Consider the following 13,557-nt stretch of genomic DNA (forward strand, 5'->3'; position numbering starts at 1 on the left):
AACCTGCGACGCAGGCTCAGCCGAGCAGGCTGTGGTCATGCTGCCGGTGGGTGGCCAGGCTGCAACCTACTCGGCCTTTGTGGCCGGGATGGACAGTTCATGACGAAACAGGTTGTTGGGGTCGATGGCGGCTTTCAAGTTGGACAGTCTGTTGATGAGTTCGCTATTCCAGCCGTAGTACAGGTTCAACCAGTCGGGGTCTACCGTGCCGGTGGCGGTGTACTTCATGTCCACATCGGGGTAGTTGATGTAGCAGCCATCGTAGGCAGGGCGCTTTGGCTTGCCGCCGTGCACGGCCGTGAAGATGTTGCGAATCCAGGCGATTTGCACCGCGTCGTCGGCAGCGTGGGTCCAGTACGTTTGGTACTGGGCTTTGAGCAGTGAGCTTCTTTGCGGAACCGCGGTGGTGCCCATGCCCTTTTTGTTGATCGCCCCGCCGTAGGAATCGATCTGCACCAGCGACTGGCTGAAGCGTTTGTCTGGCGTAGCTTCGGTCAAGTGCGTCAGCAAGGCGTTGCAGGCCTGCTCGGAGAATTGTTCGACCTGATAGTCAGACTTGTATTTGCCCCGCTGATTGTTGCCCGAGCCGTTGATCATTTGAGTGACGTACAGCCAATCCATTGCCGTGTGTTCAGCCACCGCCCCTTTGAACTTCCTGCCGGCAAGCGGGTGCCTGAGCGGGGCAATGTTGGGGGCGATGAAGCCGTCATGCAGGGTTGGCGTGATGCCCGCCGCGGCATTCATCTTGCTGATGAAGTCGTTGAGCGGGATATCGTTGGCACCGCCGACCCGGCCATTAGGGCCGGTGTACTGGATCGCCAGCACCACATGGTCGGAGGTATCCACATGGTTGAGTTTCAGCAGGGTGAACAAGCCGCCGTTGCCTACGCCTTCCACCAGGCTGGTCGCGGCGGCGTCGTTATCCGAAAACCATTGCCAATAGGCCCGCAGGAAGTTCGAGAAGTTGGGAATCAGCTCTTTCCACGGGTAGGCCAGGGGAATCCAGTAGGCTTGTTGCGGGGCTTGGGGGAGTTGGTCGAAGTAGTAGCCGATGATGATGCCGAAGTTGCCACCGCCGGCCCCGCAACAGGCGGTGAACAATGCCTTGTCGTTGTTCGAGGGACTGTCCGCGCGAACATGCCGGAACTCCAGTTGCCGTGAGTTTTCCACAGGCACAAGCATGTCGACGCCGGTGACCCAGTCCACGGTCAAGCCCTGAAGGCGCGATAACAAACCGTAACCGCCGCCGCTGATGTGCCCGCCCAAACCGACCGAATAACATGAGCCGCCAGGAAGGGTGCGCCCGGCCTGCTTGTACAGCGACAGGTAGCCGTCCCAGTTCTGATTGCCGGTCAATGCCATGAAACGATACTTCTTGTTCTGGCTATCCCAGGGAGAAGTGATGGTTTGGCTCTCGTCGTACTTCAGGCCTTTCATTTCACCGATGTCGATAATCGCCAGGTTTTGTGTCTCGCCGCTCAACTTGTTGGAAACAAAGCCCTCGTAGCAGTGGCCGCCACTGCGCACCGTAATGCGATAGCCATCATGCAGTGCTGTATTGGCTGCCGTCAGAACTTCATCAGGTGTTGTACACACATAAATTCGGTTCGCGCCCTGTTCGATACTGGGTGGCCAACGCAAGTTGAAACCCTTTTGCAGGGTTTCGTAGGTGTGTGCCTGAGGGTCGATGATGTTCATGGTTAACTCCCTGTCAGTGATGGTGAACTTGGTGACTTCCTGTCGAAACATGACCGCTTGAGTTGCGCCAGAGCTGTGGCTTGAGTGCGGCATATGCCCTGCACGCCTTAGAGACTAGTAGGCGTCATGAGCTTGGTTTTTTTCTTTTGTGAAGTTGCGGACATCCCTCGGCTTGATCGGCGACTTTCAATGGGTTGTGGGTTTCCCATGGGGTGTCCGATGTCCGTTTTTCAAGGTCACTGGCCGCAGGGGGCCTGCACGACGAACTTCGGCTAGAGCCGGTGCAGCGGCAGGTTATGGGCGTTCTGCCAGCAGGAGCAGATTGCGGGGGGTCAAGGGGGCCTTGCAGAAGGTTCCGAGGCGCACGGCATAGCCCTGCTCTTGCAGGAACAGCCCGCGATCCAGGGCCAGCCACAATTCCAGCGGGCGGCGGAACAGGCCGCGCAACAGTTCCAGGTTGCGCACCTGGGCCAGGCGCTGCCAGCCGGCGGCTTCGAGCGCGGCCCAATCCTGGCAATCGACTGTGGATAAGTCCTTGAGGGCGGCCAGGTCGCGGCAGTAGTCGGCGAAGGGCTTGTCCAGCCAGTGGCTGGGCAGCGAAGGTGTCGGCAGGTATTCGTCGAGGCCCCGCACTTGCCGTTGCAGCAGGTCGAAGGCCAGGCGCCGGGCCATGGAGGTGTCGCGCTGACGCCGGACCCGGGCGCCGGCGGTGACGGTTTCGCTCATGGGCAGGGCCAGGTCCTCCAGGGACAGTTCCAGGCGCGAGGCCTGGGCCGCTGTGGATAAGCCCCGGTAGTGGCTGGCGCGGGTGCGGTTGTAGCAGCACGGGGCAATGGCCAGCTGTGGACAACCCTGCTGGCTGGCCAGCTGGATCAAGCGCACATGCAGATCGCCGCACGCATGCAGGGCCACCGGACTGTGCTCGGCGCAGAGGTGCTGGGCTGTGTCATCGGCCAGCACGTCCTGTTGCACATGGCGGGCGGGCAAACCGTGGTGCCGGCTCAGTTGCTCGCCACTGTCGATCAGCGCCGGGTCGTATTCCAGGCAGGTCAGTTGCTGCCCGGGTTGCAGCAGGCGCCTGCCGAGGTGGCCCTTGCCGGAGCACCAGTCGAGCCAGTGAGTGGGTGTGCGGTCGAATTGCAGGCAGGCGGCGAAGGCTTCGATCTGCTGCCACTTGCGCCCGGGCACGTCGACATTGAGGCGCGGGTGAGGCGCGGGCAGTGCCTTTATGGGGAGTTCGCCCAGCGCGCCGAGTGCTCGGGCCTGCTCCGCCAGTGGGGCAAAGGGCGCCGGTGCCTGGAGTTGCTGCGGCTGGTTGTGGGCGGCTTCGGCGTCTTCCAGGGAGCGTTGGCGTAGCCACTGGGCCAGTTCGGGATGAGCGGTTTCCCACGGCAGTTGCAGATGGTGGAACGGGCGCGGGCGCCAGAGCGCCTGGTGTTCAAGCAGGAAGCCGTCCAGGGCCTGGAAGCGATCGAGCAGCGCGGGGCCTTGGAGGATCGAGGGCATGGGCGGTGGGTCCGGGCAGGCCCGCTCCCTGGTGGGAGCGGGGGAAGATCAGCGTCCCTGGCAGGCGTCGACTCGCAGCCAGCGTTCCAGCAGCTTGAAGCCGCGTACCAGGACGTAGGCCATCACCAGGTAGAACAGCCCGGCGGCGAAGAAGATCTCCACCGGCAGGTAGGTGCGGGCAATGATGGTGCGTGCCATGCCGGTCAGTTCCAGCAGGGTTACGGTGCTGGCCAGGGCACTGGCCTTGAGCATCAGGATCACTTCGTTGCTGTAGGCCGGCAGGCCGATGCGCGCAGCGCGCGGCAGGATGATGTAGAACAGCGTCTTGGGTCGGGACATGCCCAGGGCCCGCGCGGCCTCGATTTCACCCGGCGGGATGGCCTGGATCGCACCGCGCAGGATCTCGGCGATGTAGGCCGCGGTGTGCAGGGTCATGGTCACGGTGGCGCACCAGAACGGATCGCGCAGATAAGGCCACAGTGCGCTTTCACGTACCGCATCGAACTGCGCCAGCCCGTAGTACACCAGGAACAGCTGCACCAGCAGCGGTGTGCCGCGGAAGAAGAAAATGTAGGCGTAGGGCAGGGCGCGCACGTACCACAGCCGTGATGAGCGGGCGATGCCCAGGGGGATCGCCAGCAGCAGGCCGGCGATGACCGCGATGGCCACCAGCTCCAGGGTCAGGGTTGCACCCTGAGCCAGCTTTGGCAGCCATTTGATGATCACTTCCCAGTTCATTGGGCGCTCCTTGCGAAGCCGCGAGCGGCGCGTTTTTCCAGGAAGTGCATGCCGGTCATGGCCAGCACGGTCAGGCCCAGGTACATGAAGGCGGCGACCATATAGAAGGTGAACGGCTGCTTGGAAACGGTCACGGCAATCTGCGAGTGACGCATGATTTCTTCCAGGCCGATCACCGACACCAGGGCGGTGTCCTTCATCAGGATCATGAACAGGTTGCCCAGGCCCGGCAGGGCGATGCGCCACATCTGCGGCATGATCAGCCGGGTGAAGATCCGCCATTTCGACAGGCCCAGGGCCATGCCGGCCTCGCGGTGGCCCTTGGGAATGGCCAGGATCGCGCCGCGGAACACTTCAGTGGCGTAGGCGCCGAAGCACAGGCCAAGGGCGATCACCCCGGCGGCGAAGGCATTGAGTTCAAGGTCGGGGTTGCCGAAGAACTCGCCCAGGGCACGCATCAGGTTGACCGTACCGAAGTAGATGAGCAGGACCCAGAGCAGCTCGGGAACGCCGCGCACCAGGGTCGAATAAGCGCCGCCAAGCCATTGCAACGGCTTGTACGGAGAAGTCTTGGCCAAGGCGCCGAGCAGGCCGAGCACCAGTCCCAGGCACAATGCCGAGAGGGCCAGCTTGACGGTCATCAGCGCACCGGCGGCGAGCGCCGGGCCGAATCCGTAGAGATCGATATTCATGGGGTCTGGATGGCTTTGCTAAGGACCGGCGCCCAGGGGGCAGGCGCCGGTCAGGCAAGTCAGTATCAATAGATGCTGAACGGGAAGTACTTGTCGTTGATCTTCTTGTAGGTGCCGTCGGCCACGATTTCTTTCAGAGCGGCGTTCAGCTTCTCGCGCAGTGGATCTTTCTTGCGCACGGCAATCCCGATCTTGTCGCTTTCTTCAACCGGGTCGCCCTTGAACTCGTAAGGCTTGCCGGCTTCGCTTTTCAGCCACTCGTAGTTGACGTACTTGTCGGCCAGGATCGCGTCCAGGCGGCCGGACGTCAGGTCCAGGTAGGCGTTTTCCTGGGTGTCGTAGAGCTTGATGGTGATGTCGTCACCCAGGTTGTCTTCCAGCCAGGTGCCGGCCAGGGTCGCCCGTTGCGCGCCGATGATCTTGCCCTTGAGCGAGGCCTTGTCGGTCTTGAAGTCGGTCTTGGCCTTGGGCGCGATGAACTGCAGCTTGTTGGAGTAGTACGGGTCGGTGAAGTCCACCGCCTGCTTGCGCTCGTCGGTGATCGACAGCGAGGAGATCAGGAAGTCGAACTTCTTCGCGTTCAGGGCCGGAATGATGCCGTCCCAGTCGGAAGTGACCACGGTGCATTCGACTTTCATCTTGGCGCACAGGGCGTCGCCGATGTCCTTGTCGAAGCCGACCACTTGGCCGCTGGCATCCTTGTTGTTGAACGGTGGGTAGGCGGCCTCGATGCCCATTTTCAGGGTCTCGGCGGCAGCGCTGGCGCTGAAAGCCAGAGTGACGGCAGCGGCCAGGAGGATCTTCTTATAGCTCTGCATGCGTGTAGCTCCGTTAGCGGTTGCTGGACATGAATTGTTTGCAGCGTGCCGAAAGCGGGTTCTCGAAGACCTGCTGTGGCGATCCCTGCTCTTCGATCAGGCCCTGGTGAAGGAATACCACTTCACTGGAGACCTGGCGGGCAAAGCTCATTTCATGGGTGACCAGCAGCATGGTACGGCCTTCGTCGGCCAGGGCGCGGATCACGTTGAGGACTTCCTGGACCATTTCCGGGTCCAGGGCCGAGGTCGGCTCGTCGAACAGGATGACTTTGGGTTGCATCGCCAGGGTGCGGGCGATGGCGGCGCGTTGCTGCTGGCCGCCGGACAGCTGGGCCGGGTAGGCGTGGCGCTTGTCGGCGATACCGACCTTGGCCAGCAGCGCTTCGGCCACTTCGATGGCCTCGGCCTTGCTCTGGCCCAGCACCCGGCGCGGTGCCTCGATGATGTTGTCGAGCACGCTCATGTGCGGCCAGAGATTGAAATTCTGGAAGACGAACCCGATTTCGCTGCGCAGGCGGTTGATCTGCTTGCCGTCGGCGGCCACCAGCTCGCCGTTTTTCGCGGCCTTGAGCTTGAGCTCTTCGCCGGCCACCAGGATCTGGCCCTGGTGTGGGTTTTCCAGCAGGTTGATGCAACGCAGGAAAGTGGACTTGCCGGAGCCGGAGGAACCCAGGATCGATATCACGTCACCGTCGCGTGCGGTCAGCGAGATACCTTTGAGTACCTCCTGAGTGCCGTAGCGTTTGTGCAAGTTGCGGATTTCAAGCGCGGGCGTGGCCTCAGCCATGTGCGGTCCTCATAGAGTTCATTGTGCTCCTGCTGTTGGCGGCCTTCCTGGCGAGGCGCCAAGCTAGCATAGGGTTCCAAGCGCAGCCAACAGCGCTACCGGAGGTAAATAGAGGGTATGTGGCAGGTTGTCGCATCAGCACAGAAGACTGTCGCCCCATCAACAACCGAACGCCCGTTTGAACCCTGAATTCGCCTGAAATCCGGTAGGTGTCGCGTAAAAAAAGGCGCGATGGTGCCAGCTTTGGCCGGGTGTTGGAAGGGTTAACGGGCCAAAGGTCATGGATCTGCTTGCTAATTGTGCATCACGCACTTTGGGGGTGTGTTTCTGGTGCGCTGTTTCGTCCTACAAAGTGAGTCGCCCGGTAACGAAGTGGCGAAATACCATTGTTCTCAATGACTTGGGATTTCCATCGGTCGGCTCGCCAACCCCTGTTGTCCGGGACTCTGTAACATTTTGGCGCAATTCTTGCGTACGAAATAAAGAACGCCCTGTTGAATTCTTTTTACGAGAACGAATGCAGACCGGGTGGAGTGACTCTTTTTTCGTTGCAAAGGTGCTTTTCATGAGCGGTACGCAACTCTCCAATGACCTCGAACAGGGGCTCAAACCACGGCATGTGACCATGCTGTCGATCGCCGGCGTTATCGGCGCGGGCCTCTTCGTTGGCTCCGGCCACGCCATCGCCGAGGCCGGTCCGGCCGTGCTGCTGGCTTACGCCGCCGCCGGCACCCTGGTGGTGCTGGTGATGCGTATGCTGGCGGAAATGGCCGTCGCCTCGCCGGACACCGGGTCGTTCTCGACCTACGCCGATCGCGCCATTGGCCACTGGGCCGGTTTCACCATCGGTTGGCTGTACTGGTGGTTCTGGGTGCTGGTGATCCCGCTGGAAGCCAACGCCGCTGCAACCATCCTGCATGCCTGGTTCCCCAACGTGGCGATCTGGGTCTTTACCCTGGTGATCACCCTGCTGCTGACCGCCACCAACCTGTTCAGCGTGAAGAACTACGGCGAGTTCGAGTTCTGGTTCGCCCTGATCAAGGTGGTGGCCATCATCGGTTTCGTGATCCTCGGCCTCGCCGCCATCTGTGGCTTGCTGCCCAACAGCCAGGTCAGCGGCGTCTCGCACCTGGTGGACACCCAGGGCTTCATGCCCAATGGCATGGGCGCGGTGTTGGCCGCCATGCTGACCACCATGTTCTCCTTCATGGGTACCGAGATCGTCACCATCGCTGCGGCGGAATCCCACAACCCGGGCAAACAGATTTCCAAGGCCACCAATTCGGTGATCTGGCGGATTGGTCTGTTCTATCTGGTGTCGATCTTCATCGTCGTGGCCCTGGTGCCGTGGAACGACCCAAGCCTGGCCCAGGTCGGTTCCTACCAGACCGTGCTCGATCGCATGGGCATTCCCAACGCCAAGCTGATCGTCGATCTGGTGGTGCTGGTGGCGGTGACCAGTTGCCTGAACTCGGCGCTCTACACCGCCTCGCGCATGCTCTTCTCCCTGGGCAAGCGGGGCGATGCTCCAGCGGTCGCCAAGCGCACCAATGCCAGCGGCACGCCATATTGGGCGGTGATCCTGTCCACCGCTGCGGCTTTCCTTGCGGTGTTCGCCAACTATGTAGCGCCGGCTGCGGTGTTCGAGTTCCTCCTGGCCAGTTCCGGCGCCATCGCCTTGCTGGTGTACCTGGTGATTGCCGTATCGCAACTGCGCATGCGCCAGAAACGCATGGCCGCCGGCGAGAAGATCGCCTTTCGCATGTGGCTGTTCCCCGGCCTGACCTACGCGGTGATCGTGTTCATCGTCGCGATCCTGGGCATCATGCTGTTCCAGCAAGAGCATCGGGTGGAGATCCTCGCCACTGGCCTGCTCAGTGTCATCGTCATCGCTGCGGGCCTGTTGGTGGCCCGTCGGCGCAAGGCCGAGCGCAGTGGGGCTCTGGCGCTGAACTGACGGTTTGATTCACTGCTTGTGGAAAAAGGCTGCGCTCAGAGATGACCGCGGCCTTTTTCATGTCCGGATGCAAGGTGGCATGTCTGCTTGTGGCGGGCTGATGCTCAGTCGCGGTCTGGCGTCGGGGCGCTTTACGCTCGCAGGTCGCCTGCTGATAATCCGACGCTCGGTCAGCTTGGGATGCAGCGATGAAGGGCTTGGACATGGACTTTGCCGAGTGGGAAAAGCTCGACCTTGAATGGCATCAGGGGTTTGCCTTCGTGGAGGGGGCGCTGTTGGTGGAGGAGCGGGCCCGGGATGTCTACCTCATGCTGCAGCGTGAGGGGCGGACGCCGGCTGAGCAGGCTTCTCAGGCCGCGGCCGAGCAATACCCGGTTTCCCCGCTGGTAGAGGGCGAACCGCTCTGGCGCCATCGTGTTCATCGGCACCTGCTGCGTGATGCCCGGGCCGATTACTATGCCTTGCCCCGTTACTTCGAACGTTACGGCTACCACCCGTTGCAGGCGTTGCCGGTGCGCGTGTGTCGCGGGTTGCGAAGCCTGGGCCATGACCATTGGAGCGATCACCAGCGGGCCTACTTCTGTCACGACTATGGGCTGGCGCTGATCGAGGACGCACACCCAGAGCGTCTGGCGCTGCTGCACCCGGTGCCGGAGGACTGGCCTTCATCCGCGGTGCTGTTCAGTGACGGCGCCAAGGTCTTCCTGGGCGCACGGGCGATCGCCAGCGCCGAGGACCGGGTGCGTGGCACCAACCATCCGGCTTATCAGGTGATCAATGATCAGGTCTGCCGGGGCGGCGTGCCGCTGCACCAGAAGGACGGCTCGCCGTTGCCGATTGCCAATCCGGACGGTTTTCACATGCTGGCCCGGCGCTGGGGCACCGACGGGCATTCGGTGATCGTCCAGGCGCAGCAGGGCTCCAGCATTGCCTACGAGTATTTCTACCGCATCGACAAGGCCGATTTGGCGACGTTTTGTGTGCTCAATGAGCGCTACGCCAAGGACGCCCAACGGGCCTACTTCCTGACCGGGAAAACCCTGCGTTATGTCGGCGACTTTCGCTTGCTGAACCGCGTTGAGTCGGTGTTCGATGCTGCGGGGCGAGTCTTGAGTCGCAGTGAAACGCCGGACCCGTACGTGGCCGTGGACGACCAGTTTGTCTACTGCAATGGCACCCGCTTGCGCGGGGCCCATGCTCCGAGTTTTCGCCACCTGGGGTTTCATTACTACGCCGACGAGCAGCGCGCCTATCTGTTCAACAAGCCGCTGGACGTGGATGTGCAGAGTTTTGTGGTGGCCCGGCTGGAGCGCGGTGAGTACAACCATTCACCGGTACTGGTGGGCGACAAGCACGGCCCTCTCGGTTCGGCTGGGGTGATTGATGACGGGATGCTGCAGGAGTGGGCCGCGTTCTTCGAGGCTCACCCGCAGTTGCAGGGCTACTGGTGGCACCGTTTGCAAAAGCCCTGTGAGCCAGCGGCGACAATGCCCGTCCTGCGCTCCATCGGCTTGGGGTTTGAGCTGGGGCACCAGGTGCACTTTCATGGTCGCGCTATCAATGGTCTGGATGCCGGCAGTTTCAAGCTGCTGGACACACACCTGTGCGGTGATGCCAACGGCTTGTACCTGATCCCCTTTCATCGTGCCGAGACCCAGGTGCCGGAGCGATTTTCTTCAGCCTCCGTCGACCAGTACCGTGCCCTGGGTGGGCCCTACCTGACCGATGGCCAGACGGTTTTTTGCCACAGGGTCTTTTATCAGGCGCCTGAGCCGCTGGGTAAGGCGGATCTGGCCAGCTTCGAGTCTTGTGGGCATGGCTGGGCCAGGGATAAGGGCGCGGTGTACTACTACAGCGAAAGAAAAAGGAACCTCGACCCGGCCCACACGCGCTTCATGGGCAGCTACGCCTTCAGCGCGACGCAGATGTTTTCTGCCGGCAAGGCGCTGGAGGTGGAGTTCAGCCCGGAAGAAGTGAGGGTTCCCCATCCGGACTTCTTGCAGCTGGGCACGCGCAAGCTGTTCTGTGGCCGGCGCCCGGTGAGTGCCAAGCGCATCGACCTGGCCAGCCTGGAGTTTCTCGCGGACCGCTATGCACGGGACAAACAGCGTTTTTACCATTACGACGGCTACGCGACGCTCAGCGAAATCAGCGCTGAGCAGTATTGCCAGGCAACGACGAAGGACCTGGCCGGGGACCCTGAACATTTGGCTGTTTGAACGGTAAAAAGGCTGCTGTCAGCATTGACGGCGGATTTTTTTATCGGATCTGTGACTTGTTACATGGCGTTTCATGGACAGCCCGCTGGCGAAATAGTAGCCTGCGCGCTCTTCGATAAGAGCTCTTGCGTGCCAGCGTGAGAGGAGCTAGGGAATAGCGCTGTATTGCAAGGGATTGAATGCTTGTCGGGGCTCTGAATCCGCCTTTCGTCTCTCTCCCTTGATCCATTTGCGTCGGCCCATGCTCCTGATTGTTCGCACTTGCCCCTGGCATGGCTGACGGTCCCGGCTCGAAGAACGAGCATTCAGGGTTCAATGGTGATCGCCCGGCCATTGCTCTCTTAAAGAAAGGGCGGCAAGGAGACGCGCATGGCGTTCACTAAAATCATCTTCAAAAACCCGAACACCGGAGCCATCAAGGAAGCGCCAGTTGGTTTCTCCTGGACCGTGTTCTTCTTCGGCTTCATCCCGGCACTGTTCCGCGCCGACTGGAAATGGGCCGCCATCATGTTCCTGCTGGCCATGTTCACTTTCGGCCTGAGCAACCTGGTGTTCATGTTCATGTACAACAAGCTGTATGTTCGCGACCTGATCGGTTCGGGCTTCAAGGCCCAGTCCATCGCCAGCGGCGACCTGAACTTCGCCAGCTCGCGCATCGGCATGGAAATCCCTCGGCTGGAAGCGGCCTGAGCATCACGCCAGGCGGTTTAGCTGAAACGGAAAAGGGCGCATTCATTGCTGAATGCGCCCTTTTTCATGCCCGAATGAAACTCAGCCTTCGGTGCTGAACAGTGCCTGGGATGCGGCCAGGTAGTCGGCCTGGAAGGCCTCGGACTCGATCCAGGCCAGGGCCGTGGCCTCGTCGGCCTCGGTGGACCAGTTACGGTATTCGATCAGGGCCGCCAAGATGAAATCCGTGGCGCCCTGTTCGCCCTCCTGCTCGTAGACCAGCTCCAGCAGCGGGTCCGAGAGGAACACCGTGCACAGCGCTTGCTGGCTGGTTTTCTCAGCGTCACGCATTTTCACGAACAGCTCGGTCAGGTCTACCGATTCGAAGTCGATGCGGCTGTCGTTGGGGTCCAGTTCCAGCTCCGAGGTGGGGGCTGTGCGCTTGGCGCGGTTTTGCTTGGCCTTGGCCTTTGCCCGGGCGGCACGTTTGTGTTGTTTGTCGATCGATGCCATGGGCGTCTTACCTTGTTGCACAAAGGGGGCGGCGCTCGCGGATATCAGGCGAGCGGCCAGTCAGGCGGGAGAGGATGCCAGCAAATCACCGCGCTGGCACCCGCCATGGTCTCTTGGCGGGCACCGCCGATCCTGTATGAGCCGCGGGCTATTGCAGCGGTGCGCCTTTGCCGAAGGTTTTTTGCAGTCTTTTCCCACTGCTTGGGAATCTGATTTCATTTGCCGGGAAACTCCATGCACCATGGCTGCAAGAGGCCGCTATGCACTACCACACGCCCACTGACCGTCTGCTGCAAATACTCGTGGCCCTGGGGCAATCCCCGGAGGCCATGTCCGCCAAGGAGCTTTCGCTGAATTTGCAGCAGCCCTTGAGCAGTACCTATCGCCATCTCAAGACCCTGTTGCGCTGGGGGCTGGCCCAGGACAATGGCCAGGGCCGCTACCTGCCCGGGCCTGCTTGCCTGCAACTGGCGAAGAAGTTCGACCGCGAAGGCCTGCTGGTGACCCTGGCCAAACCGGAGCTCAACCGCCTGGCCGAGCTCAGCCAGGAAAGCGTCGCGCTGATGGTGCCCAGCAACGGGCAGGCGATCTGTATTGAACTGGTGGACAGCCCGCAGCCCCTGCGCTGCTGCTACCAGAAGGGCCTGGCGCAGCCGCTGCTGCTGGGCGCCTCGGCCAAGGTGTTGCTGGCCTACATGGAGCCTGAGCTGTGCTTGTCGATCCTGCGCCAGCGCGGCGTCGAGGAAGCGGATGTGGCCACGTACCTGGAAAGCTACGCGACGATTCGCGCAGCCGGGCATGCCGTGAGCCTGAGCGAGATCGACCACGGCATCTGGGGTGTCAGCGCGCCCTTGCTCGATAGCCGTGACCGCCTGCAAGGCGCCATCAGCCTCATGGCCCCGGCGTTCCGCGCCGAACAGCGCAGTGAGCGGCTGATCCGCTGGACCCGCGAAGCCGCTCAGCGTCTGAGTGCTCGACTGGATTGAATTGACTGGAGCAAGACCATGATCACTACCGCCCCCATGCACCTCTGGCAGGGTCGTATCGACCTGGCCGAAGGCCTGGCCGCCCGGCGCTGGCACCAGTGGGTACAACCCTGGAGTGAACAGCAGTCGGCGGGTGTTGCCTTGCTCGGGTTGGCCTGTGACGAAGGGGTCAAGCGCAACCAGGGGCGTACCGGTGCCAGCCAGGGCCCGGCGGCCTTGCGCGCGGCCCTGGCCAACCTGGCCTGGCACGGCCAAGGCCCGCTGTATGACGCGGGGGACGTGGCCTGTAACGGCCACCATCTGGAAAGCGCCCAGCAGCTCTACGCCAATCGCCTCGGCCAGTTGCTCGAACAGGGGCACTTGGCCCTGGGCCTGGGTGGTGGTCATGAAATCGCCTTTGCCAGCTTCAGTGGCCTGGCCGATTACCTGCGCCGCCAACAGCCTTGTCCGCGGATCGGCATCCTCAATTTCGATGCTCACTTCGACCTGCGTCATGCACCGCAAAGCAGTTCCGGCACGCCGTTCCGACAGATCGCCGAGTATTGCCGACAGGCCGGCATGCCCTTCGAGTATTGCTGCCTGGGGGTCAGCGAGTTGAGCAATACCCAGGCGCTGTTCGAGCAGGCCCGGGAGCTCAATGTGCGCTACCTGCTGGACCGGCAGATGCAGGGCTGGAACCTGCCGGCAATCGAGGCCTGCCTCGACGCTTTTCTCGACGGTATCGACGTGCTGTACATGACCATTTGCCTGGATGTGCTGCCAGCCAGCCAGGCTCCCGGCGTCAGTGCACCCTCGGCCCACGGAGTGGACGTGCAAGTGGTCGAGCACCTGGTACGCCGCGCCCGGGCCAGCGGCAAATTGCGCGTAGCCGACATTGCCGAACTCAATCCCGGGCTCGACCAGGACCAGCGCACCGCCCGCGTGGCCGCGCGCCTATTGGCCAGCCTGATTCACTGAGGGGCACACCCCTCGCC

General features: G+C 62.0%; 12 protein-coding genes. 5 read left to right on the forward strand and 7 right to left on the reverse strand.

Annotation, left to right across the window (positions count from 1 at the left end):
• Positions 1 to 66: 66 nt before the first annotated feature.
• From LOY69_RS01650 to LOY69_RS01675, 6 genes are all read right to left on the reverse strand, one after another.
• Complete coding sequence (locus LOY69_RS01650) at positions 67 to 1,791, reverse strand: BBE domain-containing protein (RefSeq protein ID WP_265074059.1); 1,725 nt, start codon at positions 1,789 to 1,791, stop codon at positions 67 to 69.
• Positions 1,792 to 1,992: 201 nt separating this feature from the next.
• Positions 1,993 to 3,204 carry a methyltransferase gene (locus tag LOY69_RS01655; RefSeq protein WP_110595350.1) on the reverse strand — a complete coding sequence of 404 codons (1,212 nt, stop codon included), beginning with the start codon at positions 3,202 to 3,204 and terminating at the stop codon, positions 1,993 to 1,995.
• Positions 3,205 to 3,252: 48 nt separating this feature from the next.
• On the reverse strand, positions 3,253 to 3,942 hold the full coding sequence (locus LOY69_RS01660; RefSeq protein ID WP_016963588.1) for an ABC transporter permease: 690 nt from the start codon (positions 3,940 to 3,942) through the stop codon (positions 3,253 to 3,255).
• Positions 3,939 to 4,634: an ABC transporter permease gene (locus tag LOY69_RS01665; protein WP_016963587.1), complete on the reverse strand. Its 696-nt coding sequence runs from the start codon at positions 4,632 to 4,634 to the stop codon at positions 3,939 to 3,941. The genes LOY69_RS01660 and LOY69_RS01665 overlap by 4 nt, the downstream gene beginning before the upstream one ends.
• A 65-nt stretch (positions 4,635 to 4,699) precedes the next feature.
• Positions 4,700 to 5,452 carry an ABC transporter substrate-binding protein gene (locus LOY69_RS01670; RefSeq protein ID WP_102882144.1) on the reverse strand — a complete coding sequence of 251 codons (753 nt, stop codon included), beginning with the start codon at positions 5,450 to 5,452 and terminating at the stop codon, positions 4,700 to 4,702.
• Positions 5,453 to 5,465: 13 nt separating this feature from the next.
• Complete coding sequence (locus LOY69_RS01675) at positions 5,466 to 6,239, reverse strand: ABC transporter ATP-binding protein (protein ID WP_102862716.1); 774 nt, start codon at positions 6,237 to 6,239, stop codon at positions 5,466 to 5,468.
• A 565-nt stretch (positions 6,240 to 6,804) separates the two neighbouring features.
• On the opposite strand from LOY69_RS01675, the gene gabP reads away from it, so the two are divergent.
• The 3 genes from gabP to LOY69_RS01690 all read left to right on the forward strand — a co-directional run bounded on the left by gabP (position 6,805) and on the right by LOY69_RS01690 (position 11,105).
• Positions 6,805 to 8,196: a GABA permease gene (gabP, locus tag LOY69_RS01680; RefSeq protein WP_110595351.1), complete on the forward strand. Its 1,392-nt coding sequence runs from the start codon at positions 6,805 to 6,807 to the stop codon at positions 8,194 to 8,196.
• Between the two features lie 188 nt (positions 8,197 to 8,384).
• Positions 8,385 to 10,415 (forward strand): DKNYY domain-containing protein, encoded by a 2,031-nt coding sequence (locus LOY69_RS01685; RefSeq protein ID WP_265074060.1) that lies wholly within the window; start codon positions 8,385 to 8,387, stop codon positions 10,413 to 10,415.
• A gap of 369 nt (positions 10,416 to 10,784) precedes the next feature.
• Positions 10,785 to 11,105, forward strand: a complete 321-nt coding sequence (locus LOY69_RS01690; RefSeq protein ID WP_102862719.1) for a hypothetical protein — start codon at positions 10,785 to 10,787, stop codon at positions 11,103 to 11,105.
• An 81-nt stretch (positions 11,106 to 11,186) separates the two neighbouring features.
• On the opposite strand, the gene LOY69_RS01695 is transcribed toward LOY69_RS01690, so the two are convergent.
• Positions 11,187 to 11,597 (reverse strand): hypothetical protein, encoded by a 411-nt coding sequence (locus LOY69_RS01695; protein ID WP_110595354.1) that lies wholly within the window; start codon positions 11,595 to 11,597, stop codon positions 11,187 to 11,189.
• Positions 11,598 to 11,857: 260 nt separating this feature from the next.
• Between LOY69_RS01695 and LOY69_RS01700 the strand changes: the two genes are divergently transcribed.
• Both LOY69_RS01700 and hutG read left to right on the forward strand, forming a co-directional pair.
• Positions 11,858 to 12,583 (forward strand): IclR family transcriptional regulator, encoded by a 726-nt coding sequence (locus LOY69_RS01700; RefSeq protein WP_110595355.1) that lies wholly within the window; start codon positions 11,858 to 11,860, stop codon positions 12,581 to 12,583.
• Positions 12,584 to 12,601: 18 nt separating this feature from the next.
• Positions 12,602 to 13,540, forward strand: a complete 939-nt coding sequence (gene hutG, locus LOY69_RS01705) for a formimidoylglutamase (RefSeq protein WP_110651085.1) — start codon at positions 12,602 to 12,604, stop codon at positions 13,538 to 13,540.
• Positions 13,541 to 13,557: the final 17 nt, after the last annotated feature.

This window comes from Pseudomonas sp. B21-059 (assembly GCF_026016285.1).
In the GTDB taxonomy this organism is placed as follows: domain Bacteria; phylum Pseudomonadota; class Gammaproteobacteria; order Pseudomonadales; family Pseudomonadaceae; genus Aquipseudomonas; species Aquipseudomonas danubii.

Excerpts from the sequence above, each read along its gene's own strand:
- LOY69_RS01650 (WP_265074059.1), bottom strand. The coding sequence starts at position 1,791 with ATGCCGCACTCAAGCCACAGCTCTGGCGCAACTCAAGCGGTCATGTTT.
- LOY69_RS01655 (WP_110595350.1), bottom strand. The coding sequence starts at position 3,204 with ATGCCCTCGATCCTCCAAGGCCCCGCGCTGCTCGATCGCTTCCAGGCC.
- LOY69_RS01660 (WP_016963588.1), bottom strand. The coding sequence starts at position 3,942 with ATGAACTGGGAAGTGATCATCAAATGGCTGCCAAAGCTGGCTCAGGGT.
- LOY69_RS01665 (WP_016963587.1), bottom strand. The coding sequence starts at position 4,634 with ATGAATATCGATCTCTACGGATTCGGCCCGGCGCTCGCCGCCGGTGCG.
- LOY69_RS01670 (WP_102882144.1), bottom strand. The coding sequence starts at position 5,452 with ATGCAGAGCTATAAGAAGATCCTCCTGGCCGCTGCCGTCACTCTGGCT.
- LOY69_RS01675 (WP_102862716.1), bottom strand. The coding sequence starts at position 6,239 with ATGGCTGAGGCCACGCCCGCGCTTGAAATCCGCAACTTGCACAAACGC.
- gabP (WP_110595351.1), top strand. The coding sequence starts at position 6,805 with ATGAGCGGTACGCAACTCTCCAATGACCTCGAACAGGGGCTCAAACCA.
- LOY69_RS01685 (WP_265074060.1), top strand. The coding sequence starts at position 8,385 with ATGAAGGGCTTGGACATGGACTTTGCCGAGTGGGAAAAGCTCGACCTT.
- LOY69_RS01690 (WP_102862719.1), top strand. The coding sequence starts at position 10,785 with ATGGCGTTCACTAAAATCATCTTCAAAAACCCGAACACCGGAGCCATC.
- LOY69_RS01695 (WP_110595354.1), bottom strand. The coding sequence starts at position 11,597 with ATGGCATCGATCGACAAACAACACAAACGTGCCGCCCGGGCAAAGGCC.
- LOY69_RS01700 (WP_110595355.1), top strand. The coding sequence starts at position 11,858 with ATGCACTACCACACGCCCACTGACCGTCTGCTGCAAATACTCGTGGCC.
- hutG (WP_110651085.1), top strand. The coding sequence starts at position 12,602 with ATGATCACTACCGCCCCCATGCACCTCTGGCAGGGTCGTATCGACCTG.